The organism is Alteromonas sp. 76-1, from assembly GCF_900654235.1.
GTDB lineage: Bacteria > Pseudomonadota > Gammaproteobacteria > Enterobacterales > Alteromonadaceae > Alteromonas > Alteromonas naphthalenivorans.
Map to the genome: position 1 here is coordinate 3,894,738 of NZ_LR136958.1, position 25,169 is coordinate 3,919,906.

At 44.0% G+C, this 25,169-nt stretch carries 21 protein-coding genes; 11 read left to right on the plus strand and 10 right to left on the minus strand.

Going from position 1 to position 25,169, the window contains the following annotated elements; all coding sequences use genetic code 11:
- Nucleotides 1-57 precede the first annotated feature (57 nt).
- The 10 genes from ALT761_RS16560 to ALT761_RS16605 all read right to left on the minus strand — a co-directional run bounded on the left by ALT761_RS16560 (nt 58) and on the right by ALT761_RS16605 (nt 14,243).
- Nucleotides 58-1,089 carry an ABC transporter ATP-binding protein gene (locus tag ALT761_RS16560; RefSeq protein ID WP_129740031.1) on the minus strand — a complete coding sequence of 344 codons (1,032 nt, stop codon included), beginning with the start codon at nt 1,087-1,089 and terminating at the stop codon, nt 58-60.
- A 10-nt stretch (nt 1,090-1,099) separates the two neighbouring features.
- The gene (locus ALT761_RS16565) at nt 1,100-1,924 is read right to left on the minus strand and encodes a carbohydrate ABC transporter permease (RefSeq protein ID WP_129740032.1); all 825 of its coding nucleotides are present in this window, start codon (nt 1,922-1,924) and stop codon (nt 1,100-1,102) included.
- Between the two features lie 3 nt (nt 1,925-1,927).
- Nucleotides 1,928-2,800, minus strand: coding sequence for a carbohydrate ABC transporter permease (locus tag ALT761_RS16570; RefSeq protein WP_129740033.1), 873 nt, complete (start codon nt 2,798-2,800; stop codon nt 1,928-1,930).
- 68 nt (nt 2,801-2,868) lie between these two features.
- Complete coding sequence (locus tag ALT761_RS16575; protein ID WP_129740034.1) at nt 2,869-4,176, minus strand: ABC transporter substrate-binding protein; 1,308 nt, start codon at nt 4,174-4,176, stop codon at nt 2,869-2,871.
- Nucleotides 4,177-4,336: 160 nt separating this feature from the next.
- Complete coding sequence (locus ALT761_RS16580) at nt 4,337-5,668, minus strand: hypothetical protein (RefSeq protein ID WP_172602945.1); 1,332 nt, start codon at nt 5,666-5,668, stop codon at nt 4,337-4,339.
- 676 nt (nt 5,669-6,344) lie between these two features.
- Nucleotides 6,345-8,093, minus strand: a complete 1,749-nt coding sequence (locus ALT761_RS16585; protein ID WP_129740035.1) for a diguanylate cyclase — start codon at nt 8,091-8,093, stop codon at nt 6,345-6,347.
- Between the two features lie 244 nt (nt 8,094-8,337).
- On the minus strand, nt 8,338-10,479 hold the full coding sequence (locus ALT761_RS16590; protein ID WP_129740036.1) for a GGDEF domain-containing protein: 2,142 nt from the start codon (nt 10,477-10,479) through the stop codon (nt 8,338-8,340).
- 207 nt (nt 10,480-10,686) lie between these two features.
- Nucleotides 10,687-11,187 carry a cytochrome c-550 PedF gene (gene pedF / locus ALT761_RS16595; protein ID WP_013782738.1) on the minus strand — a complete coding sequence of 167 codons (501 nt, stop codon included), beginning with the start codon at nt 11,185-11,187 and terminating at the stop codon, nt 10,687-10,689.
- Between the two features lie 164 nt (nt 11,188-11,351).
- A complete protein-coding gene (locus tag ALT761_RS16600; protein WP_129740037.1) occupies nt 11,352-13,139 on the minus strand; it encodes a PQQ-dependent methanol/ethanol family dehydrogenase in 1,788 nt (595 codons plus the stop codon).
- 204 nt (nt 13,140-13,343) lie between these two features.
- Entirely contained in the window at nt 13,344-14,243 is a 900-nt protein-coding gene (locus tag ALT761_RS16605; protein ID WP_129740038.1) for a substrate-binding periplasmic protein, read from the minus strand.
- Nucleotides 14,244-14,426: 183 nt separating this feature from the next.
- On the opposite strand from ALT761_RS16605, the gene ALT761_RS16610 reads away from it, so the two are divergent.
- The 11 genes from ALT761_RS16610 to ALT761_RS16660 all read left to right on the plus strand — a co-directional run bounded on the left by ALT761_RS16610 (nt 14,427) and on the right by ALT761_RS16660 (nt 25,162).
- Nucleotides 14,427-15,698: a hypothetical protein gene (locus tag ALT761_RS16610; protein WP_232043482.1), complete on the plus strand. Its 1,272-nt coding sequence runs from the start codon at nt 14,427-14,429 to the stop codon at nt 15,696-15,698.
- 47 nt (nt 15,699-15,745) lie between these two features.
- Nucleotides 15,746-16,690 (plus strand): PQQ-dependent catabolism-associated beta-propeller protein, encoded by a 945-nt coding sequence (locus ALT761_RS16615; RefSeq protein ID WP_232043601.1) that lies wholly within the window; start codon nt 15,746-15,748, stop codon nt 16,688-16,690.
- Complete coding sequence (locus ALT761_RS16620) at nt 16,681-17,400, plus strand: ATP-binding cassette domain-containing protein (RefSeq protein ID WP_129740039.1); 720 nt, start codon at nt 16,681-16,683, stop codon at nt 17,398-17,400. The genes ALT761_RS16615 and ALT761_RS16620 overlap by 10 nt, the downstream gene beginning before the upstream one ends.
- Before the next feature lie 60 nt (nt 17,401-17,460).
- A complete protein-coding gene (locus ALT761_RS16625) occupies nt 17,461-18,354 on the plus strand; it encodes an ABC transporter permease (RefSeq protein WP_129740685.1) in 894 nt (297 codons plus the stop codon).
- Complete coding sequence (locus ALT761_RS16630; protein WP_129740040.1) at nt 18,351-20,045, plus strand: leucyl aminopeptidase; 1,695 nt, start codon at nt 18,351-18,353, stop codon at nt 20,043-20,045. The genes ALT761_RS16625 and ALT761_RS16630 overlap by 4 nt, the downstream gene beginning before the upstream one ends.
- 95 nt (nt 20,046-20,140) lie before the next feature.
- A complete protein-coding gene (gene pqqA, locus ALT761_RS16635) occupies nt 20,141-20,212 on the plus strand; it encodes a pyrroloquinoline quinone precursor peptide PqqA (protein WP_073324441.1) in 72 nt (23 codons plus the stop codon).
- Between the two features lie 70 nt (nt 20,213-20,282).
- Nucleotides 20,283-21,203: a pyrroloquinoline quinone biosynthesis protein PqqB gene (pqqB, locus tag ALT761_RS16640; RefSeq protein WP_013782730.1), complete on the plus strand. Its 921-nt coding sequence runs from the start codon at nt 20,283-20,285 to the stop codon at nt 21,201-21,203.
- A 1-nt stretch (nt 21,204) separates the two neighbouring features.
- A complete protein-coding gene (gene pqqC / locus ALT761_RS16645) occupies nt 21,205-21,960 on the plus strand; it encodes a pyrroloquinoline-quinone synthase PqqC (RefSeq protein WP_129740041.1) in 756 nt (251 codons plus the stop codon).
- Nucleotides 21,960-22,235, plus strand: a complete 276-nt coding sequence (gene pqqD, locus ALT761_RS16650; protein ID WP_129740042.1) for a pyrroloquinoline quinone biosynthesis peptide chaperone PqqD — start codon at nt 21,960-21,962, stop codon at nt 22,233-22,235. Before pqqC ends, pqqD begins: the two co-directional genes overlap by 1 nt.
- Nucleotides 22,228-23,391 carry a pyrroloquinoline quinone biosynthesis protein PqqE gene (gene pqqE, locus ALT761_RS16655; RefSeq protein ID WP_129740043.1) on the plus strand — a complete coding sequence of 388 codons (1,164 nt, stop codon included), beginning with the start codon at nt 22,228-22,230 and terminating at the stop codon, nt 23,389-23,391. Before pqqD ends, pqqE begins: the two co-directional genes overlap by 8 nt.
- Nucleotides 23,392-23,401: 10 nt before the next feature.
- Nucleotides 23,402-25,162 (plus strand): insulinase family protein, encoded by a 1,761-nt coding sequence (locus tag ALT761_RS16660; protein ID WP_232043602.1) that lies wholly within the window; start codon nt 23,402-23,404, stop codon nt 25,160-25,162.
- Nucleotides 25,163-25,169 lie beyond the last annotated feature (7 nt).

The following is a 25,169-nucleotide window of genomic DNA, read 5'->3' on the forward strand; positions in this document are numbered from 1 at the left end:
TTAAAAACGTGCAGGCTATTGTTGAATGCAATAACCCGCACATCAATTAAAAACGAATTATGCTACACGTTCTTCGCCCCAAGAAAGTGAGGGAATAGTTACGCCATCTTTGTCAAAATGCATAATTTTACTTTCTGCAGCAGTTAAGTTAACCCTATCGCCATAGCTCACTGGGCAATCACCGTCAGCTTTAACCGTGAGCGCACCAGCGCCTTCTACATGCACATGTAAAAAGGTTTCTGACCCAAGGTGCTCCACTACGCCTACTTTGCCTGACCACAACCCTCGCTCTTGGGTAATTTTTAAGTGTTCTGGTCGCACGCCAATGGCATGTGTGTCGTCGCCGGCTTTAGGCATCACATCAATGAAATTCATTTTAGGCGAGCCAATAAACCCAGCTACAAAGCGGTTAACTGGCTTTTGATATAGCTCTAGCGGCGTGCCGACTTGTTCGATAATACCGCCATTGAATACCGCTATACGATCGGCCATGGTCATGGCCTCCACCTGATCGTGCGTAACATAAATCATGGTGGTATCTAAACTTTTATGAAGTTCTGATATTTCTAGGCGCATGTTCACTCGAAGTGAAGCATCCAAGTTAGATAATGGCTCATCGAACAAAAATGCCGAAGGTTGGCGCACAATAGCACGGCCTATCGCCACACGCTGACGCTGACCACCTGATAATTGACCCGGCTTGCGATCAAGATAATCGGTTAGGTTCAGCATTTTAGCCGCTTTTTCAATTTTTTCGTCAATCACAGCAGGCGCTACTTTTGCGCGCTTAAGTGGAAACGCAATATTACTGCGAACAGACATATGCGGGTATAACGCGTAAGACTGAAACACCATGGCTAAACCACGTTTCGCTGGCGGCATATTTGTGGCGTCTTCACCGTCAATATCAATGTTGCCGCTAGTCGTATCTTCAAGCCCTGCAATCATGCGAAGTAAGGTAGATTTACCGCAGCCCGATGGCCCAACGAACACAATGAATTCACCGTCACGGATATGTAAATCTAGCGGTTTAATAACATTTACGTCGCCAAAGCTTTTTGTCACTTGTTTTAAAGTAATGCTTCCCATTGGAATACTCCTACTTAACCGCGCCGAAACTTAATCCGCGCACTAATTGTTTTTGACTGAACCAACCAAGAATAAGGATTGGCACCACAGCCATCACAGAGGCTGCTGATAATTTCGCGTAAAATAAGCCTTCTGGGCTTGAGTAACTGGCAATAAAGGCCGTTAACGGTGCTGCATTCGCGGCGGTAAGAATGAGTGTCCAAAATGCTTCATTCCACGCCAAAATAACGTTTAGCAGCAAGGTTGACGCAATCCCGGGTAAGGCGATTGGTAGTAATACGTGAAAAATTTCTTCTTTAATGCCAGCGCCGTCCATTCGTGCCGCTTCAAGAATTTCATGAGGGATTTCTCTGAAATAGGTGTAAAGCATCCACACCATGATAGGCAAGTTAATCAGTGTCATTACAATCACCAAACCTAAGCGTGTATCTAGCAGACCGAAATCACGGAACAACAGATAGATAGGAATTAGCACCCCAACCGGTGGAAGCATTTTGGTTGATAGCATCCACATCAACAGGTTTTTAGTTCGCTTCGTTTGCACAAAGGCCATCGACCATGCAGCCGGAATAGCAATTAGCAACCCAAGCAAACTTGCCCCTAATGAAATGATCACAGAGTTCATAAAGTGATCGAAATAAGGTGAGCGAGCTAACACATCTTTGTAGTTCTCTAACGTCCACTCAAACATAAATAAGCTTGGTGTGGCTGAAATCGCTTCAGATTCCGTTTTAAAGCTGGTGATCATGGTCCAAAGAATAGGAAAGAAAATCATCCCACTGATGGTCCACGCTAAAATGGTGTAAATGACTTTTGATTTATTCGTGCTGTTCATTACCTAGCCCTCCAAATTCTTGCCGATAAGGCGCATTAAGAAGATGGCAACAATGTTGGCAATAATGACTGCCACAATTCCACCTGCTGAACCGCCGCCCACATCAAACTGAAGTAGCGATTGGGTGTAAATTAAGTACGTAATATTGGTAGAGGAATAACCTGGGCCACCACTAGTTGTAACCAGAATTTCTGCAAAAATAGACAGCAAGAAAATGGTCTCAATAAGAATGACTGCGGTGACTGCTCGAGATAAATGCGGCAACACAATGTAAATAAATTTACTGAACGGGCCTGCACCATCTAAATCCGCCGCTTCTAGTTGCTCTCTATCTAACGATTGAATAGCGGTAAGTAAAATTAGCGCTGCAAACGGCAGCCACTGCCACGACACAATAATGATGATGGAAAGCAACGGAATTTCTGCAAAGAAATCGATAGGGGTTGCACCAAAAAACTCGGCAAGATGAGCAAACAGCCCATTTACTGGGTTCATGAACATGTTTTTCCACACTAACGCGGAAACCGTTGGCATAACAAAAAATGGTGCTAATACCATGATGCGGACATAATTTCTGCCCCACATGGCTTGGTCGAGCAATATGGCTAAACCAATACCGCCGCAGATGGTAATAAACAGCACACCGCCGACTAGCAATAAGGTATTAAAAAATGACTCTATAAAAGCAGGATCGGTAAGAAAAAACTCGTAGTTCAAAAAGCCTATGTATTCATTATCGCCAGGCATGAGTAAGTTATAATCTAAAAATGAGAAATATAACGTCATGCAAAGCGGAACAATCATCCAAGCTAACAGCAAGGTGACCGAAGGAAACAGCATCATTTTGGCTAAGGTACGAGATTGGGTAGTCGCCATTGCTAAGCCCCTTACAAGTGAAAAAAGTGGGTAAGTGCACCTTGCACCTACCCGTGGTTAACGTTTTATTATTTTGGGTAACGCGCTTTGCGCATGGCTCTTTCAACTAGTCGCTGAGAGCTTTGAAGTGCTTGGTCTACCGTCATGCGGCCCGTTAGTGCTGCACTAAACTGCTGACCAACTGCTGTTCCTATGCCTTGAAACTCAGGAATAGCAACAAACTGGACACCCACATAAGGCACTGGTTCTACCGTTGGATTTTTAGGGTCTGCAGAGTTGATAGAATCAAGAGTAATTTGCGCAAAAGGTGCCGCATTCATGTACTCAGGGTTTTCGTAAAGCGAAGCTCGCGTACCTGGAGGTACATTTGCCCAGCCTTTCTTTTCAGCCACTAATGCAGAGTACTCTTTTGAGGTAGCCCAGCTGATGAACTTCATCGCTGCATCGCTTTTCTTACTGCTGGAAGGAATAGCTAATGTCCATGCCCACAACCAGTTGCCGCGTTTACCTAGGCCGTTATCTGGCGCTAGAGCGAAACCTACTTTGTCCGCAACTTCAGAATCTTTCTCGTTTGTCACAAAACCGCCTGCAACCGTTGCATCAATCCAAATACCGCATTTACCGGTTTGAAACAGTGCTAGGTTTTCATTAAAGCCGTTCGCTGATGAACCTGGAGGGCCATACTTGTCCATTACATCGACATAGTATTCTAAGGTGTCTTTCCATGCTTTGGAGTCAAACTGAGGTTTCCAGTTTTCATCAAACCAACGTGCGCCAAATGAGTTAGACATAGACGTTAGCAATGCAATATTTTCGCCCCAGCCCGCTTTACCACGAAGGCAAATACCGTAAACACCTGCCTCTTTGTCTGTCATTGCTTCGGCTGCTTCACGGATAAATTTCCATGTAGGTGCTTTTGGCATTTCAAGACCGGCTTTTGCCATTAAGTCAGTGCGGTACATCACCATTGAGCTTTCGCCGTAAAATGGTGCTGCATAAAGTTTGTTATCTACTGACAGGCCGCTACGAATAGCAGGCAGTAAATCTTCTACGTCATAATCAGCGCCAAGGCCATCAAGCTCTTCCAACCAACCTTGGTTACCCCAAATAGGTACTTCATAAGTACCGATAGTCATGACATCGTACTGGCCGCCGCCAGTGGCTACGTCGGTAGTGACACGTTGGCGTAGAATGTTTTCTTCAAGCGTTACCCACTTTAAATCAATTCCTGGGTTTTTCTTTTCAAAGTCGCTACTCAGTTCTTTCATGGCAATCATATCGCCATTGTTTACTGTTGCGATGGTAATGGTTTCAGCTTGCGCCGCTGTGGTTATCGCCAATGCACTGGCAATCACTAAAGATAATTTTTTCAACATCGGGTAGTTCCCCTTTAGGTTTTGAAGGGTATGACTTCCCCCTCCCCTTCATTTTCGATGGGGATAAAAGTCACACGCGTTTCATTACTTAATGTTTTGGTTGGTTTGAAAGCGTCAGCGTTTTAGATAAAACCGCTGACGCTGCTGAACGTTTATTGAATTAGAACTTCACTGAAATTTCAGACGTTATGCCATCGAAACCTGTACCAATCTGGCCACCAGAATTCGCGCCTTCGTCTTGATTAACGTATTCCACTTTCCACAAGGTTCTGTCGTTTATCCAGTAACCTGCAGATACTTGTAAACGCGTTACATCGTTGTCAGTTTGTTCAATTAGGTCAGAGGTATTTTCTGACTCTGCGTAACGTGCTGCTACGTAAAGCTTCTCAGGAAGAATATATTGTTGGGCTTCTAGCGCCCAGTACTGCACCGATGAATCGCCTTCAATCACTTGGTTTGAATCAAAGGTTGTTCCGGTTGGGTCTAACACCCCATCGGTACCGAAGTAAGTAATACCCGCCACCGCGTTACCATCGGAATCGGCAAAGGTGTAATCGTCAGACGCTTTACCTAACATCACGATAACGCTCGTTTGATCAGACGGTTGGTAAGCCAAGTTTAATTGCATAATTGACTGGTTCAAGCCTGGCAGTGCACCAACATGGGTGTCACGTTCACTAGACGCAGAGGCTGAAAAGTTATAGTTTTCGCCATCGCCGAAACGATAGTTGGTGGTTGTAACGCCATCAAGGCTTGCTACACCATCAGCGAATACAAGCTGGTCGCCCTGGTTAGCTTGAAAAACGTTTAAGCCTGCTTTGAAACCACCTTTAAACTCAAGGGTACCTTGCAAACGGTAGTTGTAGCCTCGGTCATCTTGGAACGCTTCACCGAAGCTAGACGTAGTCATGTGACCCGCCACATTGTAGGAACGAAGAATGCCGCTATCGAAGGTTTCGGTGTAGCTTAGTTGAATACCGTTCTCAGCTGTGGCGTAGTCGTTAATACCATTACCAATTAACGCGTTACCTTGGTTGTCAGCGCCATCTTGGAACCCTTTAAACTGAAAAGGAGATGCGCCAATGTTACCTACACGCAAGATAAGGCTTGAATTCTCTTTTTCATAACCAGTAAGGCCAAACATATCAAACTCGATGCCAGCGAAATCTTGGTGGAACGAGAAGTCTCTGTCGCCATTATTACCAAAGTCATTAGGTTCTTCAGCAATATCGATATCGGCTGTGATGTTGTCGGTAATTTTAAACTTGAACATCAAGTTAACGCGCAAACGGCCAAAACCATCTGATTGTGTTTCATCTTCAGGGCGAAACGCGCCGTCTTTTGCTTGAATAGCCTGATAGTTCTGCATAGCTAGAAAATTAACTTGAACACGACCATCTAAAAACTCATTAGGTTCACTCGGCGGCACATACATTGGCTTGGTTTCGCTTAATTCCTGAGCCACTACAAGTGACGGCGCCATGGCAGCCATAATCGCTGATGCCAGTACGCTTAACCCTGCAATTTTAAAATTAGATCGAGAAGTCGCTTGTTGAAGCTGGTTATTTTCTAACATGGTGAACCCTCAAGTTTCTATGTTCGGTTTTATAAAGTGATTGGAATTTTCGTCAGACTAGTGTCTGCGCATATTCTCTGTTCGCTATGAGCAAAAACCTTTGGGACAAACCAATTCGGTCACATGCTCAACGTTGGGGCATATGACCATTTTTATATTTTAACGTCAACAACTTTTTTAACAAATAGTTTTCATTTATATTTCAAAATAAAAATAACCCAATAAATTCAACTATATAATAAAATAACATCCAGATTACATTTACATTTAATGTAAACGCTAACAATTAGATCAAAATGTAAAACGACTAAATTTTGTTATTGGATTTGCAGCTTGAGAAAGAGAAGTAAAGAGCAAAAGATAATGGCCATGGCAATAAACCAAGCCAATTCTTAAATATTAGACCGTAATAGAGTGTATTTTCGAGGGACTTTTTTTAGGCGCATAATATTATGGTAGGACGAGGGTGAAGAACGACACCATGATGTAGACCATGATCTACACCATGCTATTTTGAAATTGAACTAAGTTATGTAACGGGCTTTCCGGCAGGCGTTCTGTTTGGCTTCTGCCTAGGTGACAACTACTCGAATTAACGTGGTTCTTCCGCAATAATTCTATTGCGTCCCGCATCTTTTGCTTTGTATAAGGCTTTATCTGCACGTCTAAATGCATAAACGATATCAGCAGCGTCTTTACATACTGTCCAACCTATACACGCGCCAATTTTTAAACCGCTAAGCTGCTGAAGGCTCAGTGTATTAATTTGCTTGTGAATATCAGCTAGCGTATCGCTAAAATGCTGTTCACTTACGTTTTGTTGAATAATGGCAAACTCTTCACCACCAAATCTCCCCGCCATACATTCCTTGCTATTTAAGGGCTGCAGTATTTTGGCAATTTCAATCAACACCGTATCGCCTGCTTCATGCCCGAAAGTGTCGTTAATATTCTTAAAGTGATCTAGGTCTATCAACGCCACTGCAATGTGATGATGATTATCCGCCTCTGATGAAAAGCTAGCGTCTACGAATAAATCGATACTTCTTCGATTCGGTAGGTTCGTTAGACCATCGTTAGCCGCTAGCTTTTTGAGCATTTCATTTGATGCGCTTAATGCTTTTGTGCGCTCTTGAATTAACGCTTCAAGCTTCGACGCTTGCTCGCTTTTTAATACGGCATTGGCCTTCTCGCTATCACGCTCTTTTTGAACAATTTTAACGAAAAGCCGAGACGCTAATATCACCATGAACATACACGTAATCAATACACCAACCATAAACATGGTGATAGGGTCTAATTGAAGCTCGATACCAAAAAGAGCAATAAGCACGAGTGAAAGGGTACTTAACACTACAGGGAAAACCGTCACCGCCAGCCACTTGGCCCTGTCAGAGCCACTATTGTGTTCTTTGTAAATCACGAAACTTGCGAAAATAACAAAGGGAAACAGTAGAATAACGGGCAAACGTAACGCTTCATCTAACCCTACGTAATGCCATACCAGCAAGCCGAGAACAGGCAAGATTAATCCGCAAAATATAGCAAATCTCAATCCATAAACAGTCCTATTGGGGCGCTTCAAACTAGAAAACACGGTCCATCCTGCCGTGAGCAATACGGCGTAAATACTAGCGGCGTAAGTGATGTCATTTAACTGAGGGATGGTTGGCCATAAAATTTCAAAGGCGTAACCAAATACCCTAAAAAACCAAAATGATGTGGCAAAGATAAAAGCGGCGAAACTCAAAAACGCCATCTTTCTTGTGATAGTAAAAACAACCAGACTAAGAATGGTTAGTGTCGACATAGCACCAAAAAATGTCATATCACGCTGCAGTGAATCGACATACATTTTGTTCACCTTTTCAGGGGTGGCAACAAAAAAGTTGTAGCGCAGTATTTTTCCTTCCATGTGACCATAGATTTGCATTTTATCTTGGGCGGGAAGAATGAACGGGAAATGGTAGTTTGGTACTAGCACTGCTCGGCTTGAAAATGGCAGCGCGTCGCCGGTTATCCACGTGTGGGTGCCATCTGACACGTACAGATGCTCAATCGAAGGAAAAGCAATAGAAAACCAAAGGGGAACAGGCTCATTGAGTGCATTTTCAATGGTAACTCGAAAATGCAAATATTGGTGGGGTTCACGATTTATTTCACTGCCACCGTCTACCCATAATTCATCACCTACAAGGGTATCACTATCAGCAACTGCAAATTCCATGTGACCAGTTAAGTCGAACTCTAATGCCTTATCTTCAAATAAAGCCGTGCTATAGCAAGCTGTACTTTGCACAATAAAAAACAGTGCGAAAAGCATAGGCAAAAGCCTAACCATGTAGGATCCTTATACAAACAACACACACTTTAAAATAATAATATAGGTGTGTTTAATACCTCAGGCACATCAATAATCATCACACTTGTCATGAAATGCATCTATTTTTGAGTCATTAAAAGTATATCACTAAAGGTTTGTTTTCAAACGTTGATTTCACACATTGATTTCACACATTGAAATGTATGATCGTAATAGAAGGTACAAAAAACGGCATTATCTAATTCTAAAGTCACCGCCAAACTTACTTTCCTAGTTCTCGCCTTATCGTCACCCTTTTTTGTTGAATGAGCGTCTCTAACCAAGTCTTATTGAAATCTCCAACAAATGCTTCTTCATCATTTACTGACTCTAAGCCTACCCAGGTATTTTTGCCCGATGCTTTGGCGAGATATAAACACGCGTCTGACATCTCAATCAACTTTTCCAAATGACATGAAACAACCTTGGTGGTAATAAGTGGATAACATACATAACCTACCGAGCAGGTTATCGGTAAGGCCGTGTTGTCGTGCATTTCAAATTTTTTGTCATTAATCGCTTTTACTAGGCGCTGCGCTAACACCATTGCGCTTTTGCGATCAACAAACCTTGCCACAGCAACAAACTCTTCCCCGCCCCACCGAACAATATAATCAGACTGCCTGAATACATGTTCTAATCGCTTAGAAAACTCTATTAAGACTTCATCACCTATTTGGTGCCCAAACCTGTCATTCACTTGTTTGAAGTCATCAATATCTAGAATAAAAACCAGCAAATCTGAGCCTATGGGTTTACGGCTCTTACCTTGCTGCCAGTCGGAAAACTCTCGGTTACACAGTGCGATATCTGTTTTAATAAATTTCTGTAAATAACGGCGATTCTTCAAACCGGTTAGCGTATCGGTGATGCTTTCAGACTCTATTAGCTTAAGTGACTGAATGAGTTGTTCATTTTTCTCACTCAGCTCTCGGGTTTGAATTCTAACTTTCCACTCTAGGCGTTCGTTTGCTTTGCGCAGTGTATAACGCCGGTATAATACAAAAAGAAGAGAAAATAGGATGACAATGAGCCCAATAAACACGTTTTTCAAAAGCAACTTTTCGTTTAGCGCGGCTTGCTCAAGTGCCTGCTCTTTTACTTTCAAATCTAACTCTAGCTCTTTACGTACAGACTCAGTTTGCGCTTGTACCTTTGCTATTGCTTCCACTTTATTTTCATCGTTAAGTTGTTCTTTGACTCGCATCAGTGCTTTAAGCGCAAGAAAAGCAGCATCGTAGCGCCCCATTGCTTCTAGTGAATTTACTTTGGCCTCATGAAACTGGACTTCAATGGGTAGCCGCTCTGCCTGCTTCGCTTTCTCTATTCCCTGATTAGCATAGTCGATCGAAATTTCATATTTACTGGTAAGAAATGCATGCTGCGCAGCAACTACTAAAGCATTCAAAGTAAGTGCTGGGAATCGACCACTGGCGGTACGTAATACGTTTTGGATAACCTCGTTAGCTTTGTCGTAACCACCTCTAGCGATATATATTTTAGCCAGCGTTAACTTATACATATCAGCATATTCAGTCGACTTAACTTCATTAAAAAGACGAATGGCTTCACTAGCATGTGATTCGGCAGCTTCAAAATCTGACAGCGCTAATAATGACTCAGCAATTAAGGCATTATTGAATGCAATATTTTGAATCATGCCACGCTTGGTATCTATCTCCAGAGAACTATAGAAATACGCTAATGCACTGCGATGATCTCCCATCTTGGCATTTAGACCCCCTAAGCTATACAACACTTGTGACTTTTCAGCATCACTGCCTTGTTCTACAGCATGATCGAGCGCAGTTTGGTACGCCAAAATAGCCCCTTCATAATCGCCGATAGCGCCCAACGCTAGGCCCATATAACTGCCAACAATACTTAGGCTTTTTTTATCATCTAAGGCCTTGTAAATCCGCTCGCCGCGATGGTAATAATCAAGGGACAAGGGATATTCAGATATGCTGTAGTAGGCATAACCAAGCATGGTATAGACATGAGCTAATGCAAGATCGTTAGACAAACGAGAATACGTTAACTCTGCTGACTTCAATAATTCGATAGCGTGTGAGTATCGAGTTCGGCTAATCTCATTTTCAGCTACAATGGTGGCAAGATCAGCCTGTAATTCGGGGGTCTGGGAATGATCTACTATGCGTTGCAGATCTTGCGTTAACAACTCTGCTTTCTCAATATCTCCTAACTCCCTTTCAGTGCGAATAGATGCTTTTAACGCTTCGATATCGCCTTTCTTGCCAGTATCAACTTGTTGGGCATCAACGTGCTGGGCATCAATGTGCTGGGCATCAACATGCATACTGGTGATAAAAACTAAAAAGAAAAGGAATCGCAGGATGTGCATTTAAGGCCTAAAAGTAAGTAGTTTCGTCCAATGAACTACCAAAAGAATAGCTGCAAACACCTAATACTGCACAGATTTATTTGAAATAATGTAAGTTGTTTATTTTGATAGGCGGGCGTACTTTATCTACTTTCTCTTTTTGAAAAATAGCTGGGCTATAAAAAAGCCGGGCGATTTCTCGACCCGGCCGACAAAACGGGAATATAGTTAGTCTACTTCAATTTCACCTTCTTCAATTGCTACTATTCTGCGAGCCTCTACATAGGTTTTTATGGCCCATAGTGTCTCTTGATCTAAAATGGGTTCAGACTGCCCTTCTGGAATACCGCCTAACGCAGGCATGCCTTTTGATGATCCAAAACGAAGGCGCTCTACATACCATTCATCGTCTTCCATACTTTCGGGGTCGAGCAAACGTAAATCTGGGTTTATGCCACCTGACTGCGCATGAAGACCATGACAAACGGCACAGTTATTTGAGTAGGCTGACTCGCCAAATTCATACACCTTCTTGTGAGTTTCTTCATCTAAATTACGATAAGGGTTTTCAAACACCCAGCCATCTTCAGACTCATCACCATCGGTAATTTTTTGCATTTCAGAGCTGTCAGCGCCTTGTGGCGTCACGTTGCCATGTGCAGCTAACTTGTGCGCCGTTAAGGCCAGAAAAAGCGTTGTAATTAAAAGAGATACTTTTACTTTCATCATTCATACATCCTCTCAAGCTGATGAGAAAATTATACTGAATGTGATAATTGGGGTAACTCTACTTTGGTTTTGAAAGGCTCCTCCTTTGGGAGGATAAAGGCTATTTCAGATATAAAAAAGCCGATACCTACAAAGGTATCGGCTTCTATCGTGTTTAAAACAAATTAGTTCTTAGCCACTTGTTCATAGCGCTTAGGTAATTTAAACGTCCACACCGTACCACCTTGGTTTAGGTGCTTAACCCGCTTAGCAACTTCGCCGCCCCATAAAGGCACTGCGCCGCCCCAGCCGGATAATACAGACACATATTGCTCGCCTTCCATCTCCCAAGTTACTGGCGACCCTACAATGCCTGAGCCGGTTTGGAACTTATAAACCATCTCTCCGGTTTTATCGTCAAAGGCCATTAGGTAACCTTCTGGGTTGCCTGTCCATACTAGACCGCCGCCTGTAGTCATTACCCCACCCCATAGTGGCGCATAGTTGTTATAACGCCATACTTCTTTACCGGTTTTAGGATCAATGGCGCGAAGTACACCTATAAAGTCTTCATTGACAGATTTGATAGTAAAGCCAGCACCTAAGTAAGCAGCACCCTTTTTATATGAGGTGGTTTCGTTCCAAATGTCCATTTCCCATTCGTTGGAAGGTACATAGAACAAACCCGTATCGGGTGAATACGCCATAGGCATCCAGTTTTTTCCACCTAAGAAAGCAGGACGAGCGACAACCTGTGCGCCTTTTTTACCATCGTCTGAAAGTGACGGATTACCAGGGCGCGTTTCGTCAATGTAAAGTGGGCGGCCATTCTCATCTAGACCTTTGGCCCACGTTAGCTTGTCGACAAACGGGAAGCCTCGAATGAAATCACCATCTTCACGGTTCAATACATAAAAGAAGCCGTTTCTATCAGCAGTGGCAGCGGCCTTCACCGTTTTACCTGCCTCTTCATAATCAAACGATATAAGCTCGTTTACACCATCGAAATCCCAGCCATCGTGTGGCGTAGTTTGAAAGTGCCATACAATTTTTCCCGTTTTAGGGTTAATCGCTAAACGAGATGAAGAGAAGTAGTTATCGCCAGGGCGAAGGTGAGAGTTCCAAGGTGATGGGTTACCTGTACCAAAGAATAACAGACCTGTATCAGCATCATAAGTGCCGCCTAGCCAGGTTGCAGCACCGCCAGTTTTCCATAAATCTGCAGGCCAAGTTTTACCCGCCCCGCCGCCAGAAATACCATTCTCGGTTTTTTTGCCGTCTTTCCACATATACCCCATGTGGCCTTCAACGGTAGGCCTAACCCAAATCTGTTTGCCAGTTTTAGCATCAAAGGCGTATACCTTTCCAACTACACCAAACTCCCCTCCTGAGTTACCCGTTATCACCATACCATCAATAATAATAGGCGCGGCAGTAATCGAGTAACCAGCCTTGTAGTCTTCTACTTTTTTCTTCCATACGGTTTTGCCCGTATCTTTATCGAGGGCTACCAGTTTGGCATCAAGGGTGCCGAATATGACCAAATTATCGTACAAGGCTACGCCGCGATTAATCACATCACAACAAGGCATAATGCCATCGGGCAAACGAGCTTCGTACTGCCAGAGTTCTTCGCCAGTCATTGCATTAATGGCCCATACGCGAGAGTAAGAACCCGTCACATACATAACGCCATCTTTTACCATAGGCTGAGACTCTTGGCCCCGCTGCTTTTCGCCACCAAGTGAAAATGCCCAAACTGGGCGAATTTCTTCAATGGTGTCTTTGTTAATTGCAGAGAGTGGGCTATAGCGCTGCGCGCGTAATCCCATGCCATACGATACGATATCGTCAGTAGTGGCTTGGTCGTTTTGTATATCTTTGTCGGTCACGTTAGCTTGAACGGGGGAAATTGCCCCCGCACAAACCAATAAAGCTAAGGCAATTCTTTTTAATGGTAGTGATTTATTCATAACGTTTCCTAATTGCGTATTGGCCATGAATGTGTCTGATTTTCAGACTATTCGATAGAATTAGAATAGCGGTGCCCGGTGGGCGTGCCTATGGAACGGCTGAGTGAATTGTCCCCTCCTTTAGGAGGAGGAATTAACAGGAAATGTGCCTAATAAAAGTGGAGCTATTGCAATAGCATTGCTCGCCGGCATTACTCAACAGCATTACTCAACAGCATAATAATCAGGCATTTCATAGGCGGCATGATACTGACTAAAAATGTGCGCCATTTTTTCGGTCAGTACCATCTCGGTAATTACATCGCCAACTTCATACGCTAGGGTTCGGTAGTCGTTGTGCGCGGCTATACCTAAGTCCCACTTCTGTTTTCCTATAAGAGGAAACGCGTTGCTAGCGAGTTTGAATTTTGTGTTATCAAGAAACTGAGACAAATAGCTAATTTGTGTTCGAAGGCCCATTACCGCATCAACATCACCTTTTTTCATGGCATCGATGGCAAGTTCATTGCTGGCATACTGAGAGGTGTTATTTCGTAACCTTCCGCCAAAGGCCGAGGTGAGGTAAAAATGAGGAATACTGTCTATTTCAGCACCAATGGTATGGTATTGAAACATTGCCATGGTCTCTACCTCTGGCAATTGTTCTGTGTTGTGAATTATCTGCCAGCTTTCTTGTTGATACGGTGCGAACATATGAACTAACTCATTCGCTAATAAGCCAATATCATCACGTTTTTGGGAAAATGAGCGGTCGTAGGGAGCACGCATCATTAAGTCAGCTTTTACTTTGTGAATAATGTGCCCCTTCCATAAAAAATTACGAAAATCGTCTTCCGTCGTTTCCCCGGGGGTCATCCAAGTTAACACTAATTCCACATTGAATTTAGCAGCAATTTCTTTAGCTATATCAACATCTATTCCTTTCGCTGAACCCGCTTCCATATATGAGTAAGGTGGGTAGTCATTATAAACTGCGATATTAATCTTCTTACTTTCGATAATGTCATCAAAAGACCGAGCAAAAACACTGGTGCTTAATACACTCAAGCTTAAAAAACTTAAAAGTATGAAAGGAATAAAATAAAAGGTTCGCAAACAAGTCACTACAAGAAACTCTCCTGACGCTAAGTACTTTCAATACTAATGCGCAGACAGGCATTCACGAATGCTACTTTAGCGCCATAGCATTCCTCCTTTAGGAGGATGTTATTCGGGAATAATGCCATATACCCTTTTTGTATCGCGACTGACAAAAGGCACACTTTTAAAAAAAGTGTGAAAAGAAGTGTGAGAAAAGCCCTTCGCTGGTTCATCGAAAAAGAAAAAATATGGATAGGAGTATCAATCCTATTGATAAGCGTATCGGCCTTGCATGCCAATGTTCATGCCCAATCGGGGAGTCAGCCAGAAAATAAATATGTAGTGCAAGCTGAAGCCCAACCTAGCACTACGAACATTGTCTATATTAACGTGGAGCGCCCTCCCCCCGCAGGAACGCCTTCGTATTTAACCCGTCCTAATGACGAAGGAATTGCGGGTGCCGAAATTGGCATTGAAGATGCCAATATTACAGGAAAATTTTTGGGCTATTCGCTGTCGCTTGCCCGCCTTAACGCTTTTGACTCAGCGGCTACCGATGTGATTGCCAATACCTCTGTGGTGCTTATCGATAGCCCAGACGCTCAATATGAAAAAACCGTTCGTTCGGTAGTGTCTATTAACCCCAGCGCATTAGTGGTGAATGTAGCCAGTGGCAAGGATGCTTTTCGTCAACAGCACTGCGAACTTAACGTACTGCACACCTACCCTAGCTACCAAATGAAAACCGATGCGCTTGGTCAGTGGCTTAGAACTAAGCGTTTGAGCTCTGTGCTTACCTTGCGCGGCTCCCATGAAAGTGACCAGGCTTACTTAGACGCGTTTTTACGTACCGCGAAGAAATTTAAGTTAAATATTGTTGAAGAGAAAATATGGCAGGCAAGTTTTGACTTACGACGCTCTGCATTTTCTGAAATTCCCTTTTTTACTCGAACTAAGAAACCTTACGACGCTATTTTTGCTGCCGACACCCAAGGTCAGTATGCCTACAGCTTACCCTTTAATACCCACCTTATTGTGCCCACTATAGGGTCGGCAGGTTTGAAACCATTAGGGTGGCATTTGACTCATGAGCAATGGGGGGCAAGACAGCTTCAAAATCGCTTTAAGGCCCAATATTCCCGCACCATGAACGAGGTCGATTATGCAGCCTATGCCGCCATTATCGCCGTTTCCACCGCCATACAGCAAAGTAAACAGAGTGGCACTGGTAGCAGTGCTAACGATAGTTTAACCGGTACGCAATTATTTAACGCTTTGGTAGAGGAGCAGCTTAGTATTGCAGCGTACAAAGGCAGACAATTAACTTTCAGAAAAGGCACACGCCAACTTCGACAACCCATTGCGCTAGCCCACGAAGAAGCGCTAGTGATCCACGCCCCGCTGCCCGGCTTTTTACATCAATCTGACGAGTTAGACACCTTGGGTGAAACGAATAAAACCTGTAAGGACCCACTATGATTTCTCGCTTCACGAAAAACCGCTTTATGGCAAACAGCTTTTTGATAATGAGCTTTTGGGCAAGTAGTTATAGTGCCAGTGCATTGCCACAGGCATATGTAACCAATGAAAAAGACAATACCCTATCAGTCATTGATATGGATACGTTTGAAGTCACCGACACATTAGACATTGGTGAGCGACCTAGGGGTTTTATACTAAGCGCTGACCAAGCCCATGCTTACATTTGCGCCTCGGATTCCGATCGCATTCAAATTATCGATTTAGACACCCATACTATTGTCGGTGATTTACCGTCAGGTGAAGATCCTGAAACCATAGCCCTTCACCCCAATGGCACTACTATTTACACCGCCAATGAAGATGATGCTCTGCTCACCGTTATTGATATACCCACCAGCCAGGTAATTGCACAAATAGATGTAGGGGTTGAACCTGAAGGGTTAGCGGTAAGCCATGACGGCCGCATGATGGTGGTTACTTCAGAAACAACAAACATGGTGCACTGGATAGACACCAACACCCACGAGAACATTGCTAACAGCTTAGTAGACGCTCGCCCGCGAGACGCTCACTTCACCGCCGACGATAAGTACCTTTGGGTAAGTTCTGAAATTGGCGGCACAGTCACCATATTTGATACTCAAAGCAAGCAAAAAGTACAGACCTTGTCTTTTGCAGTTAAAGGCGTGTACCGCGACAAAATACAACCCGTTGGTATATTGCTGATGAAAGACTCCCCTTACGCGTTTGTCGCCCTAGGCCCCGCAAATCGTGTTGCTGTGGTAAACACTAATACGTTTGAGATAGAGAAGTACATAGTTGTAGGACGGCGCGTGTGGCAATTAGCCTTTAACCAAGACCAGTCACTATTACTCACCACAAACGGGGTAAGCGGCGACGTGTCGGTTATTAATACTGAAACCCTCGACGTTGAAAAGACGATTAAGGTGGGGCGTTACCCATGGGGAATTGCCGTTAAATGGAAATAGATATCCAAGGGGTTAGCCACACTTACGGCAAAATTGCAGCCCTTGATGACATTTCACTTACCCTTAAACCGGGCTTTAATATTTTACTTGGCCCTAATGGGGCAGGTAAAAGTAGCCTATTTGGGTTACTCACAGGGTTACAACGGATTGGACACGGAAATATTTTATTTAATGGCAAGCCGATAACAAAAAACCGCGCTTCGATTATGAAAAATCTCGGCGTGGTGTTTCAGCAAAGTACACTAGATATCGACCTTACCGTAAAGCAAAACTTAGCCTATTTTGCCTCGCTTCACGGACTCGCCCCAGACAAATCAATTTCACGTATTACTGATTTATTGACGAAACTTGATCTTAGCGACCGCCTGAACACTAAAATCCGTCATTTAAATGGTGGCCACCGCCGTCGCGTTGAGCTGGCAAGATGCCTTATTCACCAACCTAGTACCTTATTACTCGATGAACCCACCGTGGGGTTAGATATTGCTTCTCGGCAGCTAATTCATTCGGTGGTTCATGACTTAGCAGTGAAACAAGGCGTGACTGTGCTGTGGGCTACTCACCTATTTGAAGAGGTATCGCCAACTGATCCCCTCGCCATATTGTTAAATGGGCAATTAGTAGAACGAGATATTTGCTCGGCGCTGCTTACTAAACATCAGGTATCGGATATTCATCAGCTTTGGGATGCACTAACTCATGCAAACTAATATCAATATCCGCTGTGAATGCAAACAAGCTGAGCAGGCTAAAGCACGGGACCTACTATGATGTACTGGCGCTGTTTTGTAGGCGTATTAAACCGAGAAATGCTGAAATTTTGGCAGCAACGTTCTCGGCTGTTAAGTGCGCTAGTTCGCCCCTTGCTATGGCTATTTGTGTTTGCCGCGGGATTTCGTTCAGCGCTAGGGCTTTCTATGATACCGCCCTACGAGACTTACATTCTGTATGAGGAATACATTGTACCAGGGTTAGCCGCCATGATTGTGTTGTTTAACAGTATGCAAAGCTCGCTGTCTATGGTTTACGACCGAGAAATGGGCAGCATGAAGGTACTGTTAATGAGCCCAGTACCCCGTTCATTTCTGCTTTGTAGTAAATTGGTGGCCAACACACTGGTTTCAGCAATACAGGTTTATTTATTCTTTTGCTTTGCCTTACTTGTTGATGTGCAGTTGCCCTTAATGGGTTATGTCTACGCGCTTCCTATCATTGCATTACTGTCTATTTTTCTTGGCTCGCTGGGCTTATTGCTGGCGAATTCCATTAAGCAATTAGAGAACTTTGCTGGTGTGATGAACTTCGTTATCTTTCCAATGTTTTTCCTTTCAAGTGCGCTTTATCCATTGTGGAAAATGCAAGAAGCAAGCGAATGGCTGTATAAAGTGTGCGCCTTTAATCCTTTTACCAGTGGCGTTGAGCTACTGCGCTTTGGCTTGTATGAAAAGCTTGCAGCAAAAGAGCTAGTGATTGTACTTGTGCTCACTCTAATTACCTTTACCTTCGCCGTAAGAAGCTTTAGGCCAAAACCTGCTGCTAGCTTTTCAACTACCAGCTCTGGAAACAGGGGGGCTGGAAATAAGGATACTGGAAATAAAGGGATTGGAAATAAGAGCGATGGGAAAAAACAGCGCATAAAAGCAAACCAACAAGGGCGCCCATGACAAACGTAACATTAGCACCTCACCGCAACTTACACGAAGTAGTCGCCGATTGCGTAATATGGCTTTGCTCACCCACCGATATACAACCCACCATTGAAAACATGCCACATAGCACTCAAGCATTCATTCAGCAGATATTTAACGATGAAAAATTTGTAGGCGCGCAAGGCCAAAAGGTGTTACTTCACCGGCCTGTAGAGACCGCGGCAAAACGATGGCTTATATGGGGAGTGGGTAATTTAGAAGAAAATATCAGCCTTAGTTTTGATCATCCTTCAGCTTCTCACGGCACACGTAAGCTATTTGTTGATATGTTTAAGTACGCGCTGTCGTTAAAGGCGGCAACAATCACTTTAGTACTGCCTTGGGGAACGACTTACAGTGCTATCAGCCACACTACTTCCCTCACTATGCAAAGCGCAAGCAAACAGAGAGAGCTAGGTATAGCGCTGGTTCGCCAGTTATTGCGAGCTTTTCATTTTTGTTGCTATCAATTTAAAGGATATAAATCTTCCCCTCACTTTTCATCTAACGAAATGCCGTGCTTAAACATACAAGTATCGTCAACAGACGTGGCAGCTAACCTAGTTTTAGATAAGGGGTTAAATGAAGCTTCAGGCAAAGCGCTTAATGGAGACTCTGCACTAGCATCGGATAATACCTCAGATGTACTACTAGCCTGCGTTAATTATGAGGCAGCACTGGCAAATGGTATGGGCTTAGCGCGAGATTTGTCTCACATGCCAGCGAATTTATGTACCCCAGTTTATTTGGCCGACCAGGCGACAATACTCGCGGATGCGTATTCTAAAATTACTACCGAGATTATCGAACAAGATACGTTGGAATCGCTAGGTATGAATGCCTATTTGGCAGTAAATCGCGCATCGGCATTTCCTGCTTCTATGCCGGTAATTCGTTATTTAGGAAATGGCGCTACGCAAAGCAATGACGCCAAAAACACCAAGCCGGTAGTCTTAATAGGGAAAGGTGTAACATTTGATTCGGGCGGCATCACCTTAAAAAGAGGAGGAGATATGCACCACATGATTTACGACATGGCAGGTGCAGCGTGCGTACTTGGAGTAATAAAAGCAGTTGCAGAACTCGGCTTAAACATTAACATTATTGGAATATTGGCTACCGCTGAAAACAGTATTGGCGGTAATGCATACCGACCCGGCGATATTATTACTACCCACTCAAAACAAACCGTTGAAGTGATAAGCACAGATGCTGAAGGACGCATGCTAATGTGCGATGCACTAAGTTACAGTGAGCGTTTCGCCCCCCACTCAGTCATAGATATAGCAACGCTAACCGGCGCTGCTATTACTGCTTTGGGGCACCAATGCAGCAGTGTAATGAGTAATTCCCGCCCACTAGAACAAGCACTAATCAAGGCTGGTGAACACGCCCAAGATCCAATTTGGCCATTTCCATTATGGCCCGAATATCAAGACGCTATAGCCTCTTCTCATGCCGATATGACAAACGCAGGGAAAAACTCACCAGGTATGATTACCGCAGGCTGCTTTTTATCCCGCTTCGCTAAAAATTTTCCTTGGGCTCATATGGATGTGGCTGGTACCGCATTTAAATATGGTACTGCCAATTCGGCTACCGGCCGCCCTATTCCCTTACTGGTGGCCTATTTGCAACGCCTAGCCACTGTCCAAAAATCATCATGATTCATGGTAATTCTCCTCCTTTAGAAGGATATCTGTTAACAGATAATCAACATATACTCATATTGAACTCACCCAAAAAGACAGAGGAAATGACGATGTGGACTAAACCTCAATACACTGAAATGCGCCTAGGTTTTGAAGTAACGCTATATATCAGCAACCGTTAGACCTAAGCCATCGTGATAAGTAATCAAAAGGCTGCTATTGCAGCCTTTTTCAAATACCCAAGGAGTAGTTATGCAGGTATTGATTCTTGGCGCAGGCGCAGGCGGCGGGTTCCCTCAGTGGAATTGTCATTGCGAAAATTGCAAAGGCGCACGTCAGCACACCATTAAAACAACTCCCCGCACCCAATCGAGCATTGCGGTAAGTGTCGACGGGAGTAAATGGGTATTAATTAATGCCTCTCCCGATTTACGGGAACAAATAAATAGCCACCCTCAGCTTTGGCCTGAAGAGCACGTTGCCCGTGGCACACGTATTTCATCTATAGTGCTCACCGATAGCCAAATAGATCATACCACCGGCTTACTTACACTAAGAGAAGGGTTACCACTTCCTGTGTACTGTACCGATGTAGTAAACGAAGATTTAACCACCAGCTTTCCCTTATTTACCGTGCTTAAACACTGGCACGGCGGCCTTCAGCAACGTTCCATCAGTACTGACTTTCACCATACGTTTGTGCCCGAAGGCGCAGATGGGCTTTTATTCCAACCTGTAGTATTAGAGTCGAATGCGCCGCCCTATTCTACTTATCGCGACAACATTGTTCCGGGCAATAATATTGGCCTTAAAATTACCGATACTCAAACAGGTCACGTACTTTTTTATGCGCCAGGGTGTATGCAAGCCAACGACACAGTGAAGCAGGTTATGGCCGACGCAGAGTGCGTGCTTTTCGATGGCACCTTATGGGTGAATGAAGAAATGATTGACCATGGCTTTAGCCAAAAGCTCGGTACGCAGATGGGGCACATGCCAGTAAATGGCGAAAATGGTGCCATTGCGCTGCTTAACCGCTTTAATGTTAAGCGCAAAGTCCTTATTCACATTAATAACACTAACCCCGTGCTGAATGAAGATTCATCAGCCTTTCATGCATTGCAAGAGCAGAACATTGAGCTGGCTTACGATGGCATGCAAATAGAGGTGTAACATGTTGAAACCTGCATGGACAAAAGAAGAATTCGAACAGCAATTACGCGCTAAAGGTGCGTATTACCATATCCATCATCCCTTCCATAAGCGTATGAATGCAGGGCATTGCAGTAAAGAAGAAATACAAGGCTGGGTGGCAAACAGGCTGTATTATCAAATGGCTATTCCAGTTAAAGATGCAGCCATATTAGCAAGCTGTGAAGACCAAGAAGTAAGACGCACTTGGATTCAGAGGCTTATCGACCATGATGGCCGAGAAGGTGATACTCGTTTAGGCGGTATTGAAGCATGGCTCCGTCTAGGGGAAGCGGTAGGGCTTAACCGTGATGAATTACTTAATGAATCTCACATATTGCCCGGCGTAAAATTCGCGGTAAATGCCTATGTGAATTTTGCACGCCGCGCATCGTGGCAAGAAGCCGCTTGTTCATCACTTACCGAAATGTTTGCGCCTGAAATACACCAAAGCCGTCTTGATACCTGGCCCACTCACTACACGTGGATAAACCAAGAAGGGTTTACCTATTTTCAAATGCGTTTAGGGCAAGCAAGGCGCGATGTAGAACACGGCCTTCAAATAACGCTCGACCACTTTGTTACCCGCGAGCAGCAAGAGCGTGCTTTGAACATTCTTCAATTTAAAATAGATATTCTGTGGAGCATTGCCGATGCCATCTGTTTTGCCTACGAATATGGCAGAAAACCTTTCGATGGCATTGCCAATCAACAGGTTTGCCACACAGGGAGATTCTAATGACAAGCACAGCGAAAACCCCATCGATGAACCCTTTATTTCGCTTACAATACGAAAAAGTGCAAGATGGTTATGTGCTTCTCTTTCCCGAAGGCATGATTAAATTAAACCCTTCGGCGTCAGAAATCTTAACCCTTGTTGATGGTGTGCGCTCTACAGATGACATTGCCGTAGCGCTTAGAAAGGCATTCCCCGATGCACCTGAAGATTTAGAAGATGACGTAACCGTATTTTTGCAACACGCTGAAGAAAAAAAGTGGGTGGTTTATGACTAACCAGGCATCGCAAGCTACCAAGGCTTCACAACCTTCCAAAGCCACTACTCCACCTTTATGGCTACTTGCTGAGTTAACCTACCAATGCCCGCTGCATTGCCCCTATTGTTCTAACCCCGTGAATATGGAAGAAACCTTTAACGAGCTCACTACTTCTCAGTGGAAGAAGGTGTTTAAGGAAGCCAGGGAAATGGGTGCGGTTCAATTAGGTTTTTCCGGTGGAGAACCCTTGTTGCGCAAAGATTTAGAAGAGTTAGTCGCCTATGCCCGCGAGCTTGGCTTTTACACCAACTTGATCACCTCTGGCATAGGCATGACGGAAAAGCGCATTGCCAAATTAAAAGATGCGGGGCTTGATCATATTCAGCTTAGCTTTCAATCAGCCAATGCTGAAGTTAACGACCTTATTGGCAATAAGCGCCACTCGTTCAAACAAAAGCTGAATATAGCCAAGTTAGTCAAAGACTACCATTACCCTATGGTGCTGAATTTCTGTATTACCGCCCAAAACATTCATGAAATTGAAGAAGTCATGGCTCTTAGCACTGAACTTAAGGCCGATTTTGTAGAACTTGCCACGGTGCAATATTATGGTTGGGCATATGAAAACCGTGAGCACTTACTCCCTACACAAAGCCAGCTAGAAGAAGCTGAGCAGGCCATCAACCAGTATAGAGACCGGCAAGATGGCGGCCCTAAATTTATGTTTGTCACACCCGATTACTACGAGAATAGGCCAAAGGCGTGTATGAATGGATGGGGAACTACTTTTTTAACGGTAACCCCAGATGGCAGTGCGCTTCCTTGTCACAGTGCCAAAATTCTACCTCTTACCTTTCCAAACGTGAAAGACTCATCGGTACAGCATATCTGGGAACATGATTTTAGTTTTAATCACTTTAGAGGCGATGACTGGATGCCCTCGCCATGCAAGACCTGTGATGAAAAAGACAAGGATTTTGGCGGGTGCCGTTGCCAAGCCTTTTTGCTGACCGGGGATATGCATAAAACCGATCCGGTTTGCGATAAGTCACCCGATCACCATTTGATGAAAACTATTACCGATAAAGCCGGGCAACCGGCAAGCTCTACCTTAAAATTTCGCACAGTGAAAAATGCTATCCCTGTAAAGATGATACAAGACGTGACCGCTTGAGCGCTTTGTGATGATTAACATCAGGTATGTGTCACGCAATGCTCAAAGGCCTGAAGGTGGCTCAAGTAGCTCAAGTCACATAATCAGCGCAGGTAGTACTCGGTTTCATGACAGTTCTGGCAATGGCACTAATACAGGCATTGCGGCGAAGACAAACAAGACAGGCAACCTAGAATGCAGAAAATCACCATTCACGGGTGTATTTGTTGTCAATACGCCAGCACATGCTCACTCAGGCGTATCTCATCTGGCTGAACACATGTGTTTTCGTGGGTCGCCTTGCTACCCTGCCGACCATGAGCTTTTTGTAGCAAATGCTTTGCTACCCTTGTCGATAAACGCGACGACCTACTCAGGCTGTACGTATTTTTATGTGCAATCTGACAATAAAGCGCTTTTTATCAGTGCGATTCAATACCTGTATAGCGGCCTAGTGAATACCCATTACGAAAAGAGTAAATTTGAAACAGAGCGAAGTGGCGTTCTCGTAAATGAACTCACGCTGCTTGAACGCAATATCGATTATTTGAATAACATGGCCATACGCCGAAGTGATACCAGTACTATGGCTTACAAACATGCCGGAGGTTTTTCAGATTCGGTATTAGAAATTGGTTTTGACGACCTCATTGATTATAAGAAGAGATGGTATGACGGTGAACACATCACCCTTTTAGTCAGTGGTGCAGATACTGACGGCGATGAAATTATCTCGTTGAGTAGACAGGCTATAGCAGAAATTAGTGACATAGGCTGTAATACAAAGTCATGTGATGCTATGCCTTTTAATGAGGCCGCTGAAGCGCCCGCCAGTACTTTGAAACGAAAGGCTACAGTTCCTGTTTGCCACATTAGCCGTCAACTTACGAATAATCACCAAGTGAAGTCTATCGAAAACGATGTGTCTACGTGGTGGGTGCCACAGGAATTTACTTACGACTTACTTGATGTCGAACACCAGATTAAAAGCAGGTTTATCGCTTCAGGCCACTTCTTTATCGATGATGAAGTAAACCATGCAGGCATGATTGCTCTTCGATTTATACACAATACCAAGACCAATACTCAAGCGCGTACAGATGCGCATAAAAAAGTGGTATCGGTATTAACTGAATTCAATGTAGAAGCCAAACCTCGTTTATTTACAGACGCTAAATTACCCCAAGCAGTACAGCAACTTATTCGAGATTATCAACAGCAAGCGAATTCTCGGTATAGCGAACCACGCTCGTCTTTAAAAACAAAACCGTTTACCGAGTACCTTAATAATGTGCATGTTTGCCGAACAGGTACGCATGAAACGTATGACAAAGGTAAGCGCGCAGACAGACCCATAAAAAATAACTGGGTTTCTACAACAGAGGTTGCCGTTGAGTTAAAAGACAAAAAAAGCGCGCAACTCGCGGCCGACTTTCCCTCGCTATTATCACTAGAAAACTTACCAGCATTACCTAAATTACTGCATAAGCTCGCCGAACCGACTGTTAAGGCGGCACAAAATTCTGAGGAACGGTTTCAGTGTATTGGCAATAACTGGGTATACAGGGTTGATGCCCAATTCCATCGCCATCTTATAGTTATCATGGCTAGCGCCTCGTTTTGGCAACCTCGTACTACCGGAGAATGTTATGCACTAGGGGTAGCGCGTTTTAAAGGCCTTATTTTTATTTATGGGGCTCAAGATAGGCAGGCCTCGCGCCGTAACCTCTGGTGTAAAAACACGCTCACCCAATTTGACCTTGATACTGGTGTAAGTAAAAGCCCTGCATAATAAAAAT

What these genes read in the sequence shown, in the direction of transcription:
- ALT761_RS16630 (WP_129740040.1), top strand. Translation starts at nt 18,351, where the DNA reads ATGACAAACGTAACATTAGCACCTCACCGCAACTTACACGAAGTAGTC.
- ALT761_RS16625 (WP_129740685.1), top strand. Translation starts at nt 17,461, where the DNA reads ATGTACTGGCGCTGTTTTGTAGGCGTATTAAACCGAGAAATGCTGAAA.
- ALT761_RS16570 (WP_129740033.1), bottom strand. Translation starts at nt 2,800, where the DNA reads ATGGCGACTACCCAATCTCGTACCTTAGCCAAAATGATGCTGTTTCCT.
- pqqD (WP_129740042.1), top strand. Translation starts at nt 21,960, where the DNA reads ATGACAAGCACAGCGAAAACCCCATCGATGAACCCTTTATTTCGCTTA.
- ALT761_RS16620 (WP_129740039.1), top strand. Translation starts at nt 16,681, where the DNA reads ATGGAAATAGATATCCAAGGGGTTAGCCACACTTACGGCAAAATTGCA.
- ALT761_RS16590 (WP_129740036.1), bottom strand. Translation starts at nt 10,479, where the DNA reads ATGCACATCCTGCGATTCCTTTTCTTTTTAGTTTTTATCACCAGTATG.
- pqqE (WP_129740043.1), top strand. Translation starts at nt 22,228, where the DNA reads ATGACTAACCAGGCATCGCAAGCTACCAAGGCTTCACAACCTTCCAAA.
- pqqB (WP_013782730.1), top strand. Translation starts at nt 20,283, where the DNA reads ATGCAGGTATTGATTCTTGGCGCAGGCGCAGGCGGCGGGTTCCCTCAG.
- ALT761_RS16660 (WP_232043602.1), top strand. Translation starts at nt 23,402, where the DNA reads ATGATTAACATCAGGTATGTGTCACGCAATGCTCAAAGGCCTGAAGGT.
- ALT761_RS16615 (WP_232043601.1), top strand. Translation starts at nt 15,746, where the DNA reads ATGAGCTTTTGGGCAAGTAGTTATAGTGCCAGTGCATTGCCACAGGCA.
- pqqC (WP_129740041.1), top strand. Translation starts at nt 21,205, where the DNA reads ATGTTGAAACCTGCATGGACAAAAGAAGAATTCGAACAGCAATTACGC.
- ALT761_RS16560 (WP_129740031.1), bottom strand. Translation starts at nt 1,089, where the DNA reads ATGGGAAGCATTACTTTAAAACAAGTGACAAAAAGCTTTGGCGACGTA.
- ALT761_RS16565 (WP_129740032.1), bottom strand. Translation starts at nt 1,924, where the DNA reads ATGAACAGCACGAATAAATCAAAAGTCATTTACACCATTTTAGCGTGG.
- ALT761_RS16580 (WP_172602945.1), bottom strand. Translation starts at nt 5,668, where the DNA reads ATGGCTGCCATGGCGCCGTCACTTGTAGTGGCTCAGGAATTAAGCGAA.
- ALT761_RS16600 (WP_129740037.1), bottom strand. Translation starts at nt 13,139, where the DNA reads ATGAATAAATCACTACCATTAAAAAGAATTGCCTTAGCTTTATTGGTT.
- pedF (WP_013782738.1), bottom strand. Translation starts at nt 11,187, where the DNA reads ATGATGAAAGTAAAAGTATCTCTTTTAATTACAACGCTTTTTCTGGCC.
- ALT761_RS16575 (WP_129740034.1), bottom strand. Translation starts at nt 4,176, where the DNA reads ATGTTGAAAAAATTATCTTTAGTGATTGCCAGTGCATTGGCGATAACC.
- ALT761_RS16585 (WP_129740035.1), bottom strand. Translation starts at nt 8,093, where the DNA reads ATGGTTAGGCTTTTGCCTATGCTTTTCGCACTGTTTTTTATTGTGCAA.